Genomic DNA, 18,883 nt, shown 5'->3' on the forward strand with positions numbered 1-18,883 from the left:
GCAACGGCTCATTTTCCGTCCGAAGCCCCTTTTCGCCGCTCGATGACGAGCGAATCATACAGAAGTCCGGCCACCCCGGCAACAATGGCGGCGTCGGCCACGTTGAACACGTACCAGCTGAAGCCGAAGGCGTGGAGGTGCAGGAAGTCGAGCACCGCGCCATAGACGCTGCGGTCGATGGCGTTGCCGACGGCCCCGCCCAGAATCAGCCCGAGCGAGACGCCGACGAGCGTCGTCCGCGCCCGGCGCGCCCAGACGGCCATCACGATGGCCGCGCCCACCGATACGCCGACAAGCAGCCAGCGGCCCAGGTCGCTGTCCTGCTGGAACAGGCCGTAGGAGACGCCGCGGTTCCAGACCAGCACGATGTTGAAGAACGGCGTCACCTCCACGGCCCCGCGCGTGGCGATGTCGAGGACGTGATAGACCCAAAGCTTCGTCGCCTGGTCGAGGACGAGCGTGGCCAGCGCCGCGATGATGCCGGCCTGCTGCGGGGTGATGGCGCCGCGCGTCACGTCGTTCATGCGGAGCGCGCCTGGTGGACGGCGTCCCATTCCCGTAGCGCTTCGGCATCGCGCAGGGTGACGTCGGGATAGTCGGGGTCGGTGCCGACTTCGGGCAGGATCTTCCACGAGCGGGCACACTTGCGACCTGCGGCGCGCTCGAACACGACCGCGACGCCGGGCACTTCCGGCAGGCGGAAGGCGTCCGCCGGCCCGTCGCCCGCCTCGACGTGGATGCCGGAGGTGATGCAGATGTCGGCGAAGGGCAGCCCGTTCAGGACGGCGCGCAGCGCCTCGTCATCGACGAACACGCGCGGCGCCGCTTCAAGGCTCGATCCGATGCGCTTGGCAGCGCGTTCGATCTCAAGCGCGCCGGTGACGACGCGGCGGACGTCGCGCACCTTCTCCCATTTCGCCTTCAGCGCATCGTTGCGCCAGGTGGGCGGAATCTGCGGGAAAGGCTCAAGGTGAACGGAGCCCGTCTCCGAGGGGAAACGCGACAGCCACGCCTCCTCCGCCGTGAAGGCGAGTATGGGCGCGAGCCACGTGGTGACGGTGCGGAACACCTGATCGATGACGGTGAGCGCAGCGAGCCGCGTCTTGCTGGAGCGCGGATCGCAATAGAGCGTGTCCTTGCGGATGTCGAAGTAGAATGCCGACAGATCGGTGTTCATGAACGCCGACAGCACGGCGACGATCCGCTTGTAGTCGAAGGCCGCATAGGCGGCGCGCACTTCCTCGTCGAGTTCCGCGACGCGGTGCAGGATGAGCTGTTCGAGTTCCGGCAGTGCCTCGTAGACCACGAGGCGGCTGCCGTCGAAGTGGTGCAGCGAGCCCAGCATCCAGCGCATCGTGTTGCGCAGCTTGCGGTATGTCTCCGCGAAGGTTTTCACGATCTCCGGGCCGATGCGCAGGTCGTCCGAATAGTCCGAGGCCGCGATCCACAGGCGCAGGATGTCCGCGCCGGAGGTCTTGATCACGTCCTGCGGCGCGGTGACATTGCCCTTCGACTTCGACATCTTCTCGCCGCGCTCGTCGAGCACGAAGCCGTGGGTCAGCACCACGTCGTAGGGCGCGCGCCCGCGCGTGCCGCAGCTTTCCAGCAGCGACGAGTGGAACCAGCCGCGATGCTGGTCGGAGCCTTCGAGATACATCACCCTGTCCGGCCCGCCGTCGATGACGCGGTTGGTCCTGAGGTCGTCGCGCACCTCCAGCGTGAAGGCATGGGTGGAGCCCGAGTCGAACCACACGTCGAGAATGTCGTTGACCGGCGCCCAGGCGGCCGGATCGTCCACGAGCCCTTCGAGGAAGCGGCGCGGATCGGCATTGAACCAGGCGTCGGCGCCCTCCGCCTCGAAGGCGTCGGCGATGCGCTTCGCCAGTTCCGCGTTATGCGCGAAACCGTGGCCGGGGGCGATATCGGTGACGTTGCCCGAATCGTCCTCGCGCACGAAAACCGTGATCGGCACACCCCAGGCGCGCTGGCGCGACACCACCCAGTCCGGACGGTTGGCGATCATGCCGGTGATGCGATTCTCGCCGGAGGCTGGCACCCACTGCGTCTGCGTGATGGCTTTGAGCGCGCGCTCGCGCAGCGTGGCGCCGTTCGGTCCATCGATGGGCTTGTCCATGGCGATGAACCATTGCGGTGTGTTGCGGTAGATGACCGGCGCCTTGGAGCGCCAGGAATGCGGATACTGATGCTTGATGCGCCCGCGCGCCACGAGTGCGTCCGCCTCCCGCAGCGCCGCGATGACGCGCTCGTTGGCGTCGCCTTCCTTGCCCTTGTCGTCGAGCACCCGCGCGCCCGCGAACAGGGGCACATGCGGATAGTATGTGCCGTCAGGCCCGACAGTGTGCGGCAGCTCCACGGTGCCGGCGGCGGCGAAGAGGGCGCGGTTGGCGAGATAGGCGTTGTAGTCGTCCGCGCCGTGGCCTGGCGCGGTGTGGACGAAGCCCGTGCCGGCGTCGTCGGTGACATAGTCGGTGGCGACGAGCACCACGTCGAACTCATAGCCCTTGCCGCGCAGGGGATGCGCCGCCGCGCGGATCGCCGCCGGATCGACGGCGCGCACCTTGCGGAACGCCTCGACGCGCGCGGCCTTGAACAGGCCCTCCGCCAGCTTGTCTGCGATCAGCAGCTTCGCGCCCGGGCGCACCCAGTTGTCGGCGGGCGCCTCGGTCACCTCGTAGAGGCCGTAGGCGATGTCGCGGGAATAGGCGATGGCGCGGTTGGCCGGGATGGTCCACGGCGTCGTGGTCCAGATGACGACGCGCGCGTCCTTCAGGCCCGCGTCGTCCGTGTCGACGATGGGAAAGGCGACGAAGATGCTCGGCGAGGTGTGCTCGTGATACTCGACCTCCGCCTCGGCCAGCGCGGTGCGCTCGACGACGGACCACATCACCGGCTTCGAGCCGCGATAAAGCTGGCCGGAAGCGGAGAACTTCATGATCTCGCGCGCGATCTGCGCCTCTGCGGGCAGCGCCATGGTGAGGTAGGGATGCTCCCAGTCGCCCACGACGCCGAGACGCTTGAATTCCTCCCGCTGCACGTCGACCCAGTGCCCGGCGAAAGCGCGGCATTCGCGGCGGAACTCGACGACCGGCACCTCGTCCTTGTCGCGGCCCTTGGCGCGATACTGCTCCTCGATCTTCCATTCGATCGGCAGGCCGTGGCAGTCCCAGCCCGGCACATAGTTCGCATCGTGGCCCAGCATGGACTGGGCCCGCACGATCATGTCCTTCAGCACCTTGTTGAGGGCATGGCCAATATGGATATTGCCGTTAGCGTAGGGGGGGCCGTCGTGCAGCACGAAGCGCTTGCGCCCCTTGCCGGCCTCGCGCAACTGGCCGTAGAGGCCGTTCTTCTGCCAGCGGGCGAGAATTTCCGGCTCGCGCTGCGGCAGGCCCGCGCGCATGGGAAAATCGGTCTTCGGCAGGAACAGGGTGTCCGTGTAGTCGCGGGCGGCGTTGTCGGAAGTCGTCTTGTCTGTATTTGTCATGGAAGGGCAACGTCTCGGTAAACACGGCGAGAGAACGCCGGAGTAAGGCGATATAATCCAGGACCGCAGTTAGCGGTCATCTCCTCCCGGACCCGGCCCGTATCGCCATCGGAAGAGGCGAGGCGGTCACCGGGGCCGGGCCGTTAATTCGCCTGCTGCCCCTTTGGCCCCATGCGGGCATGGGCATGCACGTGGGCATGCCCATGGGGTCGCAAATGCAGCGATATGTCATGACGCTATGTTTCATGGCAGACTTCTAGCAGCCGGAAGATCGGCACGTAAAGGGGAATGCGCCGCAAAAGCCCCGCCGCGGATCAGCCAAGCAGCGAGGGAGCGCGCGGATCGGGCGGCCGGGTCGCGATCGCCCTTGCCTCGGCGCTGTCGCGGTCCATCTGGACGACAAGCGCGTCGACGTTGTCGAACTTCAGCTCCGGGCGCAGCCAGGCCAGAAACTCGACCTCCGGCTGCTTGCCGTAGAGATCGCCCGAGAAGTCGAACAGATGGGTTTCGAGCAGCGGCGCGCCGTCGTCGAAGGTGGGGCGGCGGCCGAAGCTGGCGACGCCCGCGTGCATGATGCCGTCCACCCGCACCCGCACGGCGTATATGCCGTGGCGCAGGCCGCAGGCAGCGTCGAGGCGCATGTTCGCGGTGGGATAGCCGAGCGTGCGCCCGCGCGCATCGCCGTGCACCACCTCCGCCTGCATGAGCCAGCGATAGCCGAGCAGATGGTTCGCCGTGGCGATGTCGCCTGCCACGAGCGCGTCACGGATGGCGCTCGACGAGACGGGCGTATCCGCCTCCAGCACAGGTTCCACGACGACGACCGGCAGGTCGTGGCGGCGGGCGTGATGCTGGAGGAAAGCAGGCGAACCCTCGCGGCCTTTGCCGAAATGGAAATCGTGGCCGACAACGACGCCCGAGGCGGCGTAGCGCGTGATGAGCACGTCGTCCACGAACTCCGCCGCCGTCAGGCCGGCGAAGGCGGCGTCGAAGACGAATTCGATGACGGCGTCCACGCCGAACGCGACGGTGACGGCCGCCTTCAGCGGCACGGGCGTGATGCGGAACATCGGCTTCGCCGGCGCGAAGAAGCGGCGCGGATGCGGCTCGAACGTCAGCACAATTGCCGGTCTGCCGAGGTCGCGGGCAAGTGCGTGCGCCGCACCGATCACGGCCTGATGCCCACGATGCACGCCGTCGAAATTGCCGATGGCGATCACCGGCCGCTCAAACCCCTCCGGCAGCGGATCGAAACCGCGCACGATGCGGGGCGGGGAGAGGGGAAGATGCGGCAGGGGTGCGGTCATGCTCGGTTCGATGCGGTTTCGCGTGACTTGAGCGGGACGACTTTTCCGCGAATCGCCACCCGCCCGCTCCGGTTGTTTATGCACGATCTTTTCCGGAAAGGGGCATCCGTTTTCGGGAATCGTGCGTCCGTTCCCGGCGGACTTCTCTACCAGACCAGCCGCTCGATCGCCACTGTCGGCGACGGTTGCCGGCCGGCGATGAGGCTGGAGAGGCGGGTTTCGTCGATATGCCCCCGGTCGTCAAGCGTCTCGGCGGCGTGAATGCCGCGCGCGACAAACAGCGAGTCGAAGCCGGCCGCCCGCGCGCCGGCGATATCGGTGCGCAGGGCGTCGCCGATGGCGAGCACGCGCCGCGCGTCCGGCGCCGCTCCGCGAACGGCGACGGCGCGTTCGATCGCCCGGGCGTAGATCGGCAGGTGCGGCTTGCCGGCATAGATCGATCGCCCGCCGATGGCTTCATAGGCGGCCGCGATGGCGCCGGCGCAGTAGATCAGCTCATGGCCCCGCTCCACCACGAGATCCGGGTTCGCGCAGACCATCGTCAGCCGCCGCTCAGCCATGGCCCGCAGCCTGTCGGCGTAGTCGTCGGGCGTTTCGGTGTCGTCGTCGAAGAGGCCGGTGCACACGACATAGGCGGCATCCTCCAGCGCGGCGAGCGAAACGTCGAGCCCCTCGAAGACCGGCAGGTCGCGCGCCGGGCCCAGATGCCAGACCGGCAGGCCATGCCGGGCCGCGATCTCGCCCCGCGTGACGTCGCCCGAGGTGACGATGGCGTCATAGGCGTCGCTGCGGGCGTTCAGGCCGTCGAGCATCACGCGCACGACGCCGTGCGGGCGCGGCGCGTTGGTGATGAGGACGACGGTGCCGCCGCGCGCGCGAAACCGCGCCAGCGCCTCGCCCGCTTCCGGAAAGGCCGCGACGCCGTTGTGCAGTACGCCCCAGACGTCGCACAGCAGCACGTCGTAACGGTCGGCGATGGTGCCGAGGCCGGCGATTACTTCCGTGGCGTTGTCGTTCGGTGAGGTCATGGGCAATGCCGTCCGGGGTGCGGATGGCCGCGCGGCGCCATCCTGATGCGATATCTCGGTGCGATGTTCTGGCGCTACAGGTCATCGGCCCTGTCTGTCAAGGCCGCGCGAGGCGCGATCGCCGGTCACGGATTTGTTATTGCCGTCCCCCCATTGGCGAACGCGCCGCGGCTTCCTACTTCTGCGGCATCCGACGCTTCGCGAGGAGCGTCCGGAATCTGGAATCTTGCTTCAAGAGGGCCATGCAATGAATCCGCAGGAACGTGACGTTATCAATGGAATTTTCGACCGGCTGAAGCAGGCCGAAGGCCAGCCGCGTGACCCTGAAGCCGAGGCGTTGATCGCCAACCGTCTCGCCGGTCAGCCCGGCGCCGCCTATCTGCTGGCGCAGATCGTGCACGTGCAGGAGCAGGCGCTCACCACGCTCAACGACCGCGTCAACGCGCTGGAAGATGAGGTCGCGCAGGTCAAGGCGGCGCCCGCCGCCAGCGGCGGCTTCCTGTCGAGCCTTTTCGGCGCCTCGACGCCGCCCGCGCAGCAGGCGCGTCCCGCCGCCGCGCGGCCCAACAACCCGCAACAGGGTAACGGGCCGAGGAACGGGCAGGATGGTCAGCAGGGGCCGTGGGGCGCGCAGGGTGCCCAGCCCGGCCCGTGGGGCAATCGCGGCGGGGCCGGCGGCGGCGGCTTCCTCGCTTCTGCCATGACGACGGCGGCCGGCGTCGCCGGCGGCCTGCTGATCGGCAACGTGCTCGCCAACGCCTTCGGCCTCAACGGCGGGGCGCAGGCCGCTGATGCCGGGGCGGCCTCGTCCGCCAACGACGCTTCGGCGCAGGATGCCTCGGCTCAGGACACTTCGGCTCAGGATACGGCCGACGCTGGCAACGACGCCACCTATCAGGACGCCAGCTATGACGAAAGCGCCGACGGTGGTTTCGACGACTTCGGCGGCGGCGGCGGCGACGACTGGGTCTGATTCGCGACCGCTGTTCTTCCGGACGGCTTTTTCGACACCCCGGCTCGCGCCGGGGTGTTTTTCGTTGAGCCGCTTTATGCGGGCGTGAGCGCGGTATCCTTCCCGACGCCCGCGGCCGTGAGTTCGATGCGCCGGTCGTGGAAGGCGTCGAGCGTGGAACGGTGCCCGATGGAGACGATTGTCGTGTGCGGCAGCCTTTCGGCGAGCAGCGCGTACATTTCCTTTTCCATCGGTTCGTCGAGCGCGGCGGTTGCCTCGTCGAGCAGCAGCCAGTCGGGCTTCGCGAGCAGGGCGCGCGCCACCGAGAGGCGTTGCTGCTCGCCGAGCGACAGCGTGAGCCCCCAGAGCCCCTCGTCGTCGAGGTGAGGGGCGAGATGGCCGAGATGTACCGCCTGGAGCGCGTGCGCGACCTCCTCCTTCGGGTAGATGTCGCTCGTCGACGGATAGGAGACGGCGTCGAGCAGGGTGCCGATCGGAATGTAGGGCCGCTGCGGCAGCAGCATCACGCTGGCGCCTTTCGGCAGGGCGATGCGGCCCGCGCCGAAGGGCCAGATGCCGGCGATTGCGCGAAACAGCGTCGACTTGCCGACGCCGGAACGACCGGTGACGAGCGCACGCTCGCCCTTGTTCAGCACGAGATCCGGGATCGACAGCACCGTGCGGCCCGAGGGCAGGCGCAGGTCGACCGACGAGATGACGATGGCGCCGTTATCGGACGTGGGCCGGACCGGATGGTCTAGCAGGGGCTGTACGCCCGGCCGCTGTTCCTGCCGGCGCGTGGCGTCGATGGCATGTTCGAAGCTCGACAGGCGGTCGACCACCGCCTTGTAGTCGGCGACCGTGGTATAGGCGGAGATGAAGAAGGTCAGCGCGCCCTGCACGCGAGAGAAGGCATCCACCGTCTGCATCATCTGCCCGAGCGTCACCTTCTTCAGGAACAGGTAGGGCGCCACGAAGAGATAGGGGATGACGACGCTGGCCTGGAAGAAGGAGGCGGTGAACAGCGTCAGCTTCTTCTGCCGGTTGAGGATCGCCATGAAGTTGTCGATCACGCGGCCGAACTTCTGGCCGAGCTGCTCCTTCTCCGCGTTCTCGCCCGACAGCAGCGCCACCTGCTCGCCGTATTCGCGCAGGCGCGCCAGGGAGAAGCGGAAATCGGCCTCGTAGCGCTGCTGGGCGAAGTTCAGGCCGATCAGCTTCCGGCCGATGATATGCGTGAGCCACGTGCCGAGCACCGCATAGATCAGCGCCACCCACAGCAGGAGCCCCGGCACGGCGATATCGGTGCCCGGCAGGGTGAAGTTCTCGGACAGCGACCACAGGATAGCCGCGAAGGAGGCGAGTGTCGCGACCTGCGACAGCAGCCCGAGGCTGAGCGTGCGCGTGTTGGCGATGAACAGGTTGATGTCTTCCGCGATGCGCTGGTCCGGATTGTCGGCCTCCGCGCCCGAAAGCTGCATCTTGTAGTGCGCGCTGCCGGAGAGCCAGTTGTCGATATAGCGGCGCGTCATCCACGCCCGCCAGCGGATGTGGAAGATGTACTGCACGACGATCTCAAGGATCGCGATCGCGATCCAGACGGCGGCGAGCGGCGAGAAGACGGCCAGAAGCTGGTGCCAGAAGGCTGCCGCATCCATCTCCTGCAGGGCGTTGTAGAGATCGCGCGAGAAGTAGCTGAGGCGCACGTTCAGCGCGACCTGGAACAGGTTGATCAGGATGAGCGAGATGAAAAGCCCGATCCCGATCCATCTCTCCTGCAGGCGCACGCGACCGATAAGCGGAATGGTCATCTCGCCCGCGTCGCGCGTCGTGGCATAGGGCAGGATGAGCCGCCAGATGGTGAGGAGTGCGCTCTTCAGCCCGTGCATAGGATACGCTTTTTCATGGAGGGACGGACATTCGCGGAAGGACGCACGGCTGCTCAGAAGGCCTTGAAGGTGATGATCGTGCGCGTGTCGGAGATGCCGTCGATGGTCTGCACCTTCTCACCCACGAAATGGCCGACATCGACACCGGCATCGACATGGAACTTGGCGAGAATGTCATAGTCGCCGGCGATGGAATAGATCTCGGACGCGATTTCCCGATCCGCCAGCGCGCTGGCGACGGCGTAGGTCTGTCCGAGCAGGCACTTGATCTCGACAAAAAAGGTCTGCATCGCCCTCACTCTCCCCGATAGGCCGGCGGGGAACCGACCGCCGTTTCTCCATCTTATGCGCCAGCCGGAAGCCGGATGGCAAGCGTCCGCGCGCACGCCCGGAGAACGGCACGCCGTCGGCAGAAGAATAAAATAATATCGCAAGTTCTGCGCGGGTATCGTCAGGTCTCTGGCGGGCGGCTACAGTTGCCGGGTCGTCAGGGTTGACCTGACCCGCAGGGAATCAACGATGGCCCGCAACGTCTATCTGCCCGACCAGATTGCCCGGCGTCTCGCCTGGCGCCGCGACGTGGTCGCGCGGCAGCGCGATGCTGCCGGCACCACCCTGTGCTGCTGGCGGGAAACCTACATTCTGCCGCGTGAGAAGGCGCGCATGAAGGTGCGCGAATGGATGGACCGCTTGCGGCGGTCCGCCTATGTGACCGAGGTCGAGAGCTGGCGCGAACTGGGAGACGGGCGAATCGAATTCATCGTCCGCCGCGTTCCCGCCGACTGACGGCGGCCCGTCGAGGCGGGACGAGGCGTGTGCGCACGGCCTGCGATGATGTGACGCAAGCGACCCTGTAACGCATCGCGCGCGGGCCTGCCCGGCGCCAGCACCAATACAAACGCCACAATTCCGGGGCCGCCCTCGCGGTCCCGGAAAACGGTGACGCCTGATTCGCGTAACGGGCTGTTACGCTATGTCGTCTTCGTCGTCTTCCTCTTCCTCGTCATCCTCTTCCTCGACGTCGATGTCGTCCTCGTCGTCGAACAGGATGAGGGTTTCGGGCGGAAGCACGGTGTTGCGGAAGTTGTCCTCGCTGTCGGCGTACCAGACAACGGAAACGCCCTTGTCGTCGACTGCCGTGACCGTGAGTGCCGGACCGCCCGATTTGAGCATGACAACGTCGCCAACGGTGAAACTCATGTCTGTCTCCTCCCAACGAGATGGCACAAAAGACCGATGAACTGTGCGCTTTCTGGTGGAGCGAGAAGCACCCCACCACAAGCGCGCCGAACCGCGAGCCGGGCAACCTTCCGAACCGGAAAACGCTTTAGCACGCCCGAAAAACGCTTTAGCAGGCCCATGTGACAGGTTTACGGCTAACAGCGCAAGCGCCCTGCGCGGTTTTGCCGCCAGCCTCGCGCCGCAAGGCCGGGCCTTGCTTGGCCGTGGCGAATCGCCGTTGCATTTTAAGACTGTTGTAGTGTAACTCTGGACATGGTTCTGGAACCATGCCAAAGAGCCGAAGGATGGAAATCCCGGCCGCCCGGCCGGGGGGTATCCGTCGTGCGCTCGATGCGCCGGCAAGCGGCGTATGTCGTGGTAACGCAGGTGGTTCGCGCGGTTTTCCGGTCCGGCGGTGGTTGCCGGGCACGGCGGCTGTGCGGCGGAGAACGATTTGGGGGGCAACGTGGCAGAGACTGCGAGCGTCGAGCCGACACGGCGAGACTTTCTCTACATCGCGACGGGCGCCATGGGCGCAGTGGGCGCTGCCGCGCTTGCCTGGCCGTTTATCAACCAGATGAACCCGGACGCCTCAACGCTGGCGCTGAGTTCGGTGGAAGTCGACGTCGGGCAGGTCGCCGAAGGGCAGAGCATCACAGTGAAATGGCGCGGCAAGCCCGTGTTCATCCGCCACCGCACGCCCAAGGAGATCGAGGAAGCGAAGGCCGTCCAGATCAGCGACCTCGTCGACCCCCTGGCCCGTAACGGCAACCTGCCCGCCGACGCGCCGGCGAGCGACACCAACCGCGCCGCCGAGGGCAAGGAAGCCTGGCTCGTCATGATCGGCATCTGCACGCATCTTGGGTGCGTCCCCCTCGGCAGCCAGGGCGACTACGATGGCTGGTTCTGCCCCTGCCATGGTTCGCACTACGATTCGGCCGGGCGCATCCGGCGCGGGCCCGCGCCGGAGAACATGCACATTCCGGCCTATCAGTTCGTCTCCGATACGGCGATCCGTATCGGTTGACATGCGTACCGGTTGACTTGGGTAGACCGTTACTCGGGTAGACCGCAGCCAGAACAGCGACCCCTGATGCGCTGAAGCCGAGAAGAGCCATGCACGGACATTCGACCTACGTTCCCCAGACCGGCCTGACGAAGTGGCTGGAAAGCCGGCTGCCGATCATCAGCCTCGTCCATTCGTCGTTCGTCGCCTTTCCCACGCCGCGGAACCTCAACTACCTGTGGACGTTCGGCGCGATCCTCTCCTTCATGCTGATCGCGCAGATCCTCACCGGCGTCGTGCTGGTGATGCACTACACGCCGCACGTCACGCTGGCCTTCTCGTCGGTCGAGCACATCATGCGCGACGTGAACTTCGGCTGGCTGCTGCGCTATCTGCACGCCAACGGCGCGTCGATGTTCTTCATCGCGGTCTACATCCACATCTTCCGCGGCCTCTACTACGGCTCCTACAAGGCGCCGCGCGAGGTGCTCTGGATACTGGGCGTCGTGATCTTCCTGCTGATGATGGCCACCGCGTTCATGGGCTACGTGCTGCCGTGGGGCCAGATGAGCTTCTGGGGCGCGACCGTGATCACCAACCTCTTCTCGGCGCTGCCGTTCGTGGGCGATCCGATCGTGACGTGGCTGTGGGGCGGCTTCTCGGTCGACAACCCGACGCTGAACCGCTTCTTCTCCCTGCACTATCTGCTGCCGTTCATGATCGCGGGCGTGGTCGTGCTCCACATCTGGGCGCTGCACCATGTCGGGCAGAACAACCCGACCGGCGTCGAGATCAAGGATATCCGCAAGGACTCGGTGCCCTTCACGCCGCATGCGACGATCAAGGACATGTTCGGCGTCATCGTCTTCTTCATCTTCTTCTCGTGGTTCGTGTTCTACACGCCGAACTACCTTGGCCACGCCGACAACTATACCCAGGCCAACCCGCTGGTGACGCCCGCGCACATCGTGCCGGAATGGTACTTCCTGCCGTTCTACGCCATCCTGCGCGCCATTCCCTCCAAGCTCGGCGGCGTCATCGCAATGTTCGGCTCCATCGCCGTGCTGGCCTTCCTGCCGTGGCTCGATACGTCGAAGGTGCGCTCCGCCGTCTATCGCCCGCTCTACCGGCAGCTGTTCTGGGTGTTCGTGCTGGTGGCGATCGGCCTCGGCTATCTGGGCGCCATGCCGGCCGAAGGCGGATACGTCATCGCCTCCCGTATTCTGACGGTCTACTACTTCGCCCACTTCCTGGTCATCCTGCCGCTGCTGGGGCTCTTCGAAAAGACGAAGCCGCTCCCGAACTCGATCGCGGAGTCGGTGCTGGCGAAGCCGCAAGGCGCGGCGGTTGCAGCCGCAGGCAGTAACGTTTGACATGAGGGCAGATATGTTGACGACTGTCGCAAGCGACGAAAGCTGCCTGGTTGCGCAGGGAAAGCAGGACATGAGCCAGAACAAGCGTGTCGGCGCCATCGCCTCGGCGGCGTCCTCCATCGGGCGCGGGCTGCGGGGCTTCCTCCTGACGCTCGGCGCCGCCGCGGGCCTTCTGGCGGGGCTGTCCCTGCCCGGCGCCGCCCCGGCGCGGGCGGCCGAGGCCATTCATCCGCCGGCGGTGTCGTGGTCGTTCGCCGGCCCCTTCGGCAGCTACGACCGCGCGCAGCTCCAGCGCGGCTTCAAGATCTATCGCGAGGTCTGTTCGAGCTGCCACGCGCTGAGCCGGGTGGCGTTCCGCAACCTCTCCGAGCCGGGCGGGCCGGGCTTCACCGAAGATCAGGTGAAGGCGCTCGCCGCCACCTACCAGGTGCAGGACGGGCCGAATGACGCGGGTGACTATTTCGAGCGCCCCGGCGTTGCTTCCGACCGCTTCCCTTCGCCGTTCCCCAACGAGCAGGCGGCGCGTTCGGCCAACGGCGGCGCCTATCCGCCCGATTTCTCGCTGCTGGCCAAGGCCCGCACCTACACGCGCGGCTTCCCCACCTTCCTGTTCGACATCGTCACCCTCTATCAGGAGCAGGGGCCAGACCTGATCCACGCCATCCTCACCGGCTACGAGGACGCGCCGGAAGGCGTGACGGTGCAGCCCGGGCAGTACTACAACAAGTTCTTTCCCGGCCATCTCATCGCGATGCCGCCGCCGCTTTCCAACGAACAGGTGGAGTTTCCGCGAGGCGAGGACGGCCGCGCCCTGGTGCCGGAGACCGTGGATCAATACGCCCGCGACGTGACCGCCTTCATGATGTGGGCCGCCGAGCCGCATCTCGAAGCGCGCAAGGCGATGGGCTTCAGGGTCATCATCTTCCTGGCCGTGTTCGCGGCGCTGCTCTACTTCACCAAGAAGAAGATCTGGGCCAGCACCCACGCGGAAGAACACCACGCATAAGCGCGAACGCTGACGAAAAACCCCCGCAAGGGGGTTTTCCTGCTTGGCACGTGCCGGGAAGGCATTATTCTCGAATCATGTTCCGGCCCGCGAACCTGGCCCGCGACAATGCCGAAGGTGATTTGACATGAGCAGCAATCCGACGGCTGATCTCAGGGCGGCGATCCGCTCCATTCCCGACTATCCGCGTCCCGGGGTGATGTTTCGCGACATCACCACGCTGCTCGGCAACGCGCGGGCGTTCCGGCGGGCCGTGGACGAACTCGTGCAGCCCTGGCCCGGTGCCAAGATCGACAAGGTAGCCGGCATCGAGGCGCGCGGCTTCATTCTCGGTGGCGCGGTCGCGCACCAGCTTTCCGCCGGCTTCGTGCCGATCCGGAAAAAGGGCAAGCTGCCGCGCGACACCGTCTCGCTCCCCTACTCGCTTGAATACGGCCTCGACGCCATCGAGATGCACCGTGACGCCATCGACACCGGCGAGCGGGTCATCCTCGTCGATGACCTGATCGCGACCGGCGGCACGGCGACTGCGGCAGTCGATCTGCTGCGGCGGATCGGCGCCGAGGTGGTGGCCGCTGTCTTCGTCGTTGACCTGCCCGATCTCGGGGGAGCGGAAAAGCTGCGCGCGAAAGGGGTCACCGTGCGCACGCTGGTCTCGTTCGAGGGCGAATGACCGACGGCGACGTGACGATGGCAGACGATCGCGCCGATGTCGTCGAGGATCGCCTGTTCGCTGAGCGGCTGCGGCTTCTCCAGCCGCGCCGCGGCCACCGGGCAGGAACGGACGCCGTGCTGCTCGCTGCGGCGGTGCCGGCGGATTTCGACGGGCATATCGCCGATCTCGGGGCGGGAGTAGGCACCGTGGGGCTCGCGGCCGCGGCGCTCAACCCGCTTGCGACCGTGACGCTCGTCGAGCGCGATGCCGGCGCGGCGGCGCTGGCGCAGCGGAACATCGTGCTGAACGCGCTGGAGGAGCGTGTGCGCCTCGCCGCCGTCGATCTGTTCGCCGCCGCCGCCCGGCAGGCGGCCGGATTGCGGGAAACGGCCGATCTGGTGCTGACGAATCCGCCCTTTCACGATGAAAACGCCGTGCGTCGCTCGCCGGACGCCGCCAGACGTTCCGCCCATGTGCTGGAAGGTGGCACGCTGGACGATTGGCTGCGGGCCTGCACCGACGTGACGCGGCCGGGCGGATGGATCGTCGCCATCCACCGGGCGGATGCGCTGCAGGGCCTGCTTGCGGCCCTGGAGGGCCGGTTCGGCGGCATCACCGTGCGTCCCGTCCATCCGCGCGCCGATGCGCCCGCCACACGCCTGCTGATCGCGGGCGTCAAGGGATCGCGTGCGCCGCTATGCATCCTGCCGCAACTCACGCTGCACACGGCGCAGGGGGCGTTCACGGCGCAGGTGCAGGCCGTCAATCGTGGCGAGGCGCGCGTCGCCGTCAGGGCGTGATCCGGGAAAGGGCCGCGGTAGCTGTACGGCCTTCACCCTGTGCGTGGAGGGCGGCGAGCCCCTCGCGGTATGTGGGGTAGGTGAGCCGGAAGCCCGGCAGCGTCTTGAGTCGCGCGTTCGCGACCCGCTTGTTTTCCAGATGGAAGCTGCGCACCATGTCCGACAGCTCCGCCGTGGCGAAATCGACCGGCGCGGGCGGCGTAACGCCGAGTAGCCCGGCGGCGAAGGCCACGACCTCGCCCTGCGCGGCCGGCTCGTCGTCTGCCACATTGTAAATGCCGTCGGCCGTCTCGTCCCGTATCGCGGCGGCGATGGCGGCGGCGATGTCGGCGACATGGGCACGGTTGAACACCTGTCCATCCTTCACGATGTTGCGCGCCGTGCCGGTGGCGAGGTCGCGTAAGGTGTTGCGGCCCGGTCCGTATATGCCGGGAAGCCGGAAGACGAGGCCGCGCGCGCCGGCGGCGGCGGCAAGGGCCCGCCAGCTTTCCTCGGCGGCCAGCCGGCGCAGCGAGCGCGGAACGCGGGTGACGGCAGGCGACATTTCGTCGACCCACGCGCCGCCGTGATCGCCGTAAACGCCGACCGTGGACAGGTAGCCGACCCACCGCGCATGCATCTCGACGCCGCCGGAGAGCAGCAGCGAGAGCGCCGGGTCGCCCGCTTCACCCGGCGGGATGCCGGCGAGAATCGCGTCTGCGTCCGAGATGTCGCGCAGCAGCGAATCGCTGACGGCGGTGCCGTTGAGGACGTGCGCGGCGACGCCCCGCCCCCTCAGCGCGCGCGCCTTGTCGTCCGTTCTGACCGTGCCGCCGATACGGGAAAAGAGCGGCCGGTGCGCCTCGATCAGGGCTTGCGCCGTGTAGCCGACGCCGAAAATGAACAGCCTCATGCCGCACCCCTTTCGTCGAGCGCCGCCTGCCACTCGGCGGCTACCTCCGCGTCGCTCTCGCGCGGGTGGTGCGTGTGGGCGAGAGCGGTGAAATCCTGCGCCGGCAGGAGCTGTGCGAGCGCCCACACGGCGGCGGCGCGCACCACGGGCGAGGGATCGCCGATGAGCGCGCGTGCCTCGTCCACGAGGGCGGTATCGCCGGAGTTGCCGATGGCGATCAGAACGTTACGCACGAAGCGCTCGCGACCTGTGCGCTTCACGGGCGATCCGGCGAAGCGCAGGCGGAAGGCGGCATCCGTGAGGCGAGCGAGTTCCGCCAGCGGTGGCGCCACGTTTTCTTCGCACGCGATGAGCTTCGCCTCGCGCGCGACTGCGGCGAACTTGTTCCACGGGCAGACGGCGAGGCAATCGTCGCAGCCGAACACCCGGTTGCCGATGGCGGCGCGGAACGCGCGCGGGATCGCGCCCTTGTGCTCGATGGTGAGGTAGGAGATGCAGCGGCGCGCGTCGAGCTGGTAAGGGGCGGGAAAGGCGCCGGTGGGGCAGATGTCGAGGCATCGCGTGCACGAGCCGCAATGGTCCCGCTCCGGCGTGTCGGGCGGCAGGTCGGCGGTCGTGAAGATGATGCCAAGCAGCAGCCAGCCGCCATGGTCGCGCGAGACGATGACCGAATGCTTGCCCTGCCAGCCGAGCCCGGCGGCCTGCGCGAGCGGCTTTTCCATGACGGGGGCGGTGTCGACGAACACCTTCACATCCTCCCCCGCGCGCGAGGCGAGAAAGCCGGCGACCTGCTTGAGTTTGCCCTTGATGATGTCGTGATAGTCGCGGTTGCGCGCGTAGGCGGCGATGACGCCGTGGCTTCTGCGGGCGAGCAGCGCCATTGGGTCGTCGGCCGGGCCGTAGTTCATCGCGAGCACAATGACGGAGCGTACCTCCGGCCACAAGGCGTGCGGCGAGGCGCGCCTGTCCGCGGTCTGGGCCATCCAGTCCATCGAGGCGTGGTGCCCGGCTGCAAGCCAGCTTTCGAGACGCGCGCCCGCCTCCGGGATTGCATCCGCGCGCGTGACGCGGACGACGTCGAAACCCTCCGCCCGCGCCCGCGCTACAAGCGCCTGCTTCAACGCCGCCCCGCCGCCGGCCGGACGGGCATCGGCAGATCGGGACGTGGCCGGAACGGGCGAGGGGCGGATGTGCAATCGACGGGCTTTCGCGACAGGCGGCCGAAGGGGCGCCCCATCTATATCACACCCCGTCAGAAATCGAGATCGGCATAGTGGGCGGCCGGCGGCATGCCCGGCACGCGGTCTGCCAGCAGGGGGCGGAATGAGGGGCGCGACTTGACCCGCGCATACCAGGCGCGGGCGGTTTCGTCCTCCTCCCACGGCACGTCGCCCAGATAGTCGACGCTCGACAGGTGGGCGGCGGCGGCGAGGTCGGCGTAGGTGAGTTCCGGCCCGGCCAGCCAGTTGCGCTTGGCGATGAGGAAGCCGATGTACTTCAGGTGATAGCGCACGTTGGCGCGCGCGGCGCGGATGGCGCTCATGTCGGGCGGGCCGCCGCCGTTGGCCACGCTGATGAAGCGCTTGTAGATCTTCTCCGTCACGAGATAGTCCGACACTTCCGCATGAAACTTGGTCAGGAACCAGTCCATCAGCCGGCGCACTTCCACCCGCGCGGCGGACTGCTCGGGCAGCAGGCGCCGGTTTTCGAGGCCGAGGCCGCGCGTCTCGTCCAGATATTCCGCGATGACGGCCGGGCCGGGCACCGCAAAGCCCTGTTCCTCCAGAAACACCGGCAGATTCCCGGCCGGGTTCATGATCAGGAATTCATGGCGGCGTTCCCACGGTTTTTCCTCGATCAGGGCGGATTCGAGGCCCATCTCGGCCATGACGAGGCGAATGAAGCGCGAATGGGGGCAGAAGGGGTAGTGGAATAATGTCGCCATCGATTCAGCCAAACGAGCCCTGGGGTGGAAGCTGCGGTGCCGCACCGCGCGTGCGGTGTCGACAGATCAACACATGCGCGGGGGAATCCTGCAAGACGATGTCAGCCATCCGGGTTGTCAGCCCACTCATAGAGCCGGCTCGCGGTGTGAACAACCGATTTTATGCGCTGCTGCCGGCCTAAGCGAGTATGTCATTAAAGGTTCGCTAACGCTACACCGGCAGAACGTTAGCGCATGATCCCGGAAGATGGACGCCGCTTTCCGGCAGGGATCGTGCGCCCGAAAACCGGTGGGGCGCGGGACAACTGAGGGCGGCGGCACGGACCGTCGGGCGGGCGAGACATCCGCGAAAAGGGAAATATCATGGTGATCGGCGATCTGCTGGAAGCGGTGGCGCTGGGCGTGGTCGAGGGGCTGACGGAGTTCATTCCCGTCTCCTCCACGGGCCATCTGCTGCTGCTCGGCCATTTCATCGGCTTCGAATCGAACGGCAAGACATTCGAGGTGCTGGTGCAGCTCGGCTCCATCCTCGCCATCATGCTGGTGTATTTCCACCGGCTGTTCGCGATGGCGCGCGACATCCGCACCGATCCGGCCGTGCAGCGCTTCGCGCTCGGCGTGCTGGTCGCGTTTCTGCCGGCGGTGGTGGTCGGCGCGCTTGCCCATGGCTTCATCAAGAACGTGCTGTTCGATCCGTGGATCGTGTGCCTGTCGCTGATCACGGGCGGGCTCGTGCTGATCATGGTGGATAACGTCAAGCTCTCGCCGCGCCTGCACGATGCGACGCAGTTTCCGCTGCGCACGTGCCTCATCATCGGGCTGTGCCAGTGCGTGGCGATGATCCCCGGCGTGTCGCGTTCGGGCGCGACCATCGTCGGCGCCATGCTCAACGGGGCCGACAAGCGGGCGGCGACGGAGTTCTCCTTCTTCCTCGCCATGCCGACCATGGCGGCGGCTTTCGCCTATGACCTGCTGAAGAACTACAAGAACCTGGACGCCAACGACGGCCTGCTGATCACGGTCGGTTTCATCGCGGCGTTCCTGTCAGGCCTCTTGGTAGTGCGCTCGCTGCTCGTCTTCGTGGCCCGCCACGGTCTGGGCGTGTTCGCGTGGTGGCGCATCATCGTGGGCACGGCGGGCCTTGCCGGGCTCATGGTATTTGGCTGACGGGCGCGCCCGCGTCCTCTGCTCTGCGCTGTGGATTCCGCACCGCCCGCCGGCTCGCCCCGGGCGGAATCGCGATGTATTTTCAAGGGTAGTGGCAGGGTTGTTATTTTCACTTCACATGTTTCGGCTTATCTTGA

At 66.9% G+C, this 18,883-nt stretch carries 18 protein-coding genes; 8 read left to right on the forward strand and 10 right to left on the reverse strand.

Annotation, left to right across the window (positions count from 1 at the left end; translation table 11 throughout):
• Nucleotides 1–8 precede the first annotated feature (8 nt).
• From lspA to FHS82_RS01330, 4 genes are all read right to left on the reverse strand, one after another.
• The gene (lspA, locus tag FHS82_RS01315) at nucleotides 9–500 is read right to left on the reverse strand and encodes a signal peptidase II (protein ID WP_166948877.1); all 492 of its coding nucleotides are present in this window, start codon (nucleotides 498–500) and stop codon (nucleotides 9–11) included.
• Nucleotides 501–520: 20 nt separating this feature from the next.
• Entirely contained in the window at nucleotides 521–3,505 is a 2,985-nt protein-coding gene (gene ileS / locus FHS82_RS01320) for an isoleucine--tRNA ligase (protein ID WP_166947922.1), read from the reverse strand.
• A gap of 314 nt (nucleotides 3,506–3,819) precedes the next feature.
• Nucleotides 3,820–4,812 (reverse strand): bifunctional riboflavin kinase/FAD synthetase, encoded by a 993-nt coding sequence (locus FHS82_RS01325; protein WP_166947924.1) that lies wholly within the window; start codon nucleotides 4,810–4,812, stop codon nucleotides 3,820–3,822.
• A gap of 146 nt (nucleotides 4,813–4,958) precedes the next feature.
• Nucleotides 4,959–5,840: a TIGR01459 family HAD-type hydrolase gene (locus FHS82_RS01330; protein ID WP_166947926.1), complete on the reverse strand. Its 882-nt coding sequence runs from the start codon at nucleotides 5,838–5,840 to the stop codon at nucleotides 4,959–4,961.
• Nucleotides 5,841–6,087: 247 nt separating this feature from the next.
• Between FHS82_RS01330 and FHS82_RS01335 the strand changes: the two genes are divergently transcribed.
• Nucleotides 6,088–6,813: a DUF2076 domain-containing protein gene (locus tag FHS82_RS01335; RefSeq protein WP_166947928.1), complete on the forward strand. Its 726-nt coding sequence runs from the start codon at nucleotides 6,088–6,090 to the stop codon at nucleotides 6,811–6,813.
• Nucleotides 6,814–6,887: 74 nt separating this feature from the next.
• On the opposite strand, the gene FHS82_RS01340 is transcribed toward FHS82_RS01335, so the two are convergent.
• Complete coding sequence (locus FHS82_RS01340; protein WP_166947930.1) at nucleotides 6,888–8,681, reverse strand: ABC transporter ATP-binding protein/permease; 1,794 nt, start codon at nucleotides 8,679–8,681, stop codon at nucleotides 6,888–6,890.
• Between the two features lie 53 nt (nucleotides 8,682–8,734).
• A complete protein-coding gene (locus FHS82_RS01345) occupies nucleotides 8,735–8,971 on the reverse strand; it encodes an Lrp/AsnC ligand binding domain-containing protein (protein WP_166947932.1) in 237 nt (78 codons plus the stop codon).
• Nucleotides 8,972–9,200: 229 nt separating this feature from the next.
• Here FHS82_RS01345 and FHS82_RS01350 point away from each other — a divergent pair, with 229 nt between their 5' ends.
• A complete protein-coding gene (locus FHS82_RS01350; protein ID WP_166947934.1) occupies nucleotides 9,201–9,467 on the forward strand; it encodes a hypothetical protein in 267 nt (88 codons plus the stop codon).
• 180 nt (nucleotides 9,468–9,647) lie between these two features.
• On the opposite strand, the gene FHS82_RS01355 is transcribed toward FHS82_RS01350, so the two are convergent.
• On the reverse strand, nucleotides 9,648–9,881 hold the full coding sequence (locus FHS82_RS01355; RefSeq protein ID WP_166947936.1) for a YodC family protein: 234 nt from the start codon (nucleotides 9,879–9,881) through the stop codon (nucleotides 9,648–9,650).
• A 487-nt stretch (nucleotides 9,882–10,368) separates the two neighbouring features.
• On the opposite strand from FHS82_RS01355, the gene petA reads away from it, so the two are divergent.
• The 5 genes from petA to FHS82_RS01380 all read left to right on the forward strand — a co-directional run bounded on the left by petA (nucleotide 10,369) and on the right by FHS82_RS01380 (nucleotide 14,742).
• Nucleotides 10,369–10,929 (forward strand): ubiquinol-cytochrome c reductase iron-sulfur subunit, encoded by a 561-nt coding sequence (gene petA / locus FHS82_RS01360; RefSeq protein ID WP_166947938.1) that lies wholly within the window; start codon nucleotides 10,369–10,371, stop codon nucleotides 10,927–10,929.
• 89 nt (nucleotides 10,930–11,018) lie between these two features.
• Nucleotides 11,019–12,281: a cytochrome b gene (locus FHS82_RS01365; RefSeq protein WP_166947940.1), complete on the forward strand. Its 1,263-nt coding sequence runs from the start codon at nucleotides 11,019–11,021 to the stop codon at nucleotides 12,279–12,281.
• A 70-nt stretch (nucleotides 12,282–12,351) separates the two neighbouring features.
• Nucleotides 12,352–13,287 (forward strand): cytochrome c1, encoded by a 936-nt coding sequence (locus FHS82_RS01370; RefSeq protein ID WP_166947942.1) that lies wholly within the window; start codon nucleotides 12,352–12,354, stop codon nucleotides 13,285–13,287.
• Nucleotides 13,288–13,414: 127 nt separating this feature from the next.
• A complete protein-coding gene (locus FHS82_RS01375) occupies nucleotides 13,415–13,960 on the forward strand; it encodes an adenine phosphoribosyltransferase (RefSeq protein ID WP_166947944.1) in 546 nt (181 codons plus the stop codon).
• Nucleotides 13,957–14,742 (forward strand): tRNA1(Val) (adenine(37)-N6)-methyltransferase, encoded by a 786-nt coding sequence (locus FHS82_RS01380; RefSeq protein WP_343042477.1) that lies wholly within the window; start codon nucleotides 13,957–13,959, stop codon nucleotides 14,740–14,742. Before FHS82_RS01375 ends, FHS82_RS01380 begins: the two co-directional genes overlap by 4 nt.
• Here the strand turns inward: FHS82_RS01380 and FHS82_RS01385 are convergent.
• The 3 genes from FHS82_RS01385 to FHS82_RS01395 form a co-directional block, all read right to left on the reverse strand.
• Nucleotides 14,732–15,634: an NAD-dependent epimerase/dehydratase family protein gene (locus tag FHS82_RS01385; protein WP_166947946.1), complete on the reverse strand. Its 903-nt coding sequence runs from the start codon at nucleotides 15,632–15,634 to the stop codon at nucleotides 14,732–14,734. The genes FHS82_RS01380 and FHS82_RS01385 overlap by 11 nt on opposite strands.
• Nucleotides 15,631–16,755, reverse strand: a complete 1,125-nt coding sequence (gene queG, locus FHS82_RS01390) for a tRNA epoxyqueuosine(34) reductase QueG (RefSeq protein ID WP_166947948.1) — start codon at nucleotides 16,753–16,755, stop codon at nucleotides 15,631–15,633. Before queG ends, FHS82_RS01385 begins: the two co-directional genes overlap by 4 nt.
• Nucleotides 16,756–16,886: 131 nt before the next feature.
• A complete protein-coding gene (locus FHS82_RS01395; RefSeq protein ID WP_166947950.1) occupies nucleotides 16,887–17,579 on the reverse strand; it encodes a glutathione S-transferase family protein in 693 nt (230 codons plus the stop codon).
• A gap of 363 nt (nucleotides 17,580–17,942) precedes the next feature.
• Between FHS82_RS01395 and FHS82_RS01400 the strand changes: the two genes are divergently transcribed.
• Nucleotides 17,943–18,746 carry an undecaprenyl-diphosphate phosphatase gene (locus tag FHS82_RS01400; protein ID WP_166947952.1) on the forward strand — a complete coding sequence of 268 codons (804 nt, stop codon included), beginning with the start codon at nucleotides 17,943–17,945 and terminating at the stop codon, nucleotides 18,744–18,746.
• Nucleotides 18,747–18,883 lie beyond the last annotated feature (137 nt).

The organism is Pseudochelatococcus lubricantis (genome assembly GCF_011762225.1).
GTDB lineage: Bacteria > Pseudomonadota > Alphaproteobacteria > Rhizobiales > Beijerinckiaceae > Pseudochelatococcus > Pseudochelatococcus lubricantis.

Excerpts from the sequence above, each read along its gene's own strand:
- ileS (WP_166947922.1), bottom strand. The coding sequence starts at position 3,505 with ATGACAAATACAGACAAGACGACTTCCGACAACGCCGCCCGCGACTAC.
- FHS82_RS01325 (WP_166947924.1), bottom strand. The coding sequence starts at position 4,812 with ATGACCGCACCCCTGCCGCATCTTCCCCTCTCCCCGCCCCGCATCGTG.
- FHS82_RS01330 (WP_166947926.1), bottom strand. The coding sequence starts at position 5,840 with ATGACCTCACCGAACGACAACGCCACGGAAGTAATCGCCGGCCTCGGC.
- FHS82_RS01335 (WP_166947928.1), top strand. The coding sequence starts at position 6,088 with ATGAATCCGCAGGAACGTGACGTTATCAATGGAATTTTCGACCGGCTG.
- FHS82_RS01340 (WP_166947930.1), bottom strand. The coding sequence starts at position 8,681 with ATGCACGGGCTGAAGAGCGCACTCCTCACCATCTGGCGGCTCATCCTG.
- FHS82_RS01345 (WP_166947932.1), bottom strand. The coding sequence starts at position 8,971 with ATGCAGACCTTTTTTGTCGAGATCAAGTGCCTGCTCGGACAGACCTAC.
- FHS82_RS01350 (WP_166947934.1), top strand. The coding sequence starts at position 9,201 with ATGGCCCGCAACGTCTATCTGCCCGACCAGATTGCCCGGCGTCTCGCC.
- FHS82_RS01355 (WP_166947936.1), bottom strand. The coding sequence starts at position 9,881 with ATGAGTTTCACCGTTGGCGACGTTGTCATGCTCAAATCGGGCGGTCCG.
- FHS82_RS01365 (WP_166947940.1), top strand. The coding sequence starts at position 11,019 with ATGCACGGACATTCGACCTACGTTCCCCAGACCGGCCTGACGAAGTGG.
- FHS82_RS01370 (WP_166947942.1), top strand. The coding sequence starts at position 12,352 with ATGAGCCAGAACAAGCGTGTCGGCGCCATCGCCTCGGCGGCGTCCTCC.
- FHS82_RS01375 (WP_166947944.1), top strand. The coding sequence starts at position 13,415 with ATGAGCAGCAATCCGACGGCTGATCTCAGGGCGGCGATCCGCTCCATT.
- FHS82_RS01380 (WP_343042477.1), top strand. The coding sequence starts at position 13,957 with ATGACCGACGGCGACGTGACGATGGCAGACGATCGCGCCGATGTCGTC.
- FHS82_RS01385 (WP_166947946.1), bottom strand. The coding sequence starts at position 15,634 with ATGAGGCTGTTCATTTTCGGCGTCGGCTACACGGCGCAAGCCCTGATC.
- FHS82_RS01395 (WP_166947950.1), bottom strand. The coding sequence starts at position 17,579 with ATGGCGACATTATTCCACTACCCCTTCTGCCCCCATTCGCGCTTCATT.
- FHS82_RS01400 (WP_166947952.1), top strand. The coding sequence starts at position 17,943 with ATGGTGATCGGCGATCTGCTGGAAGCGGTGGCGCTGGGCGTGGTCGAG.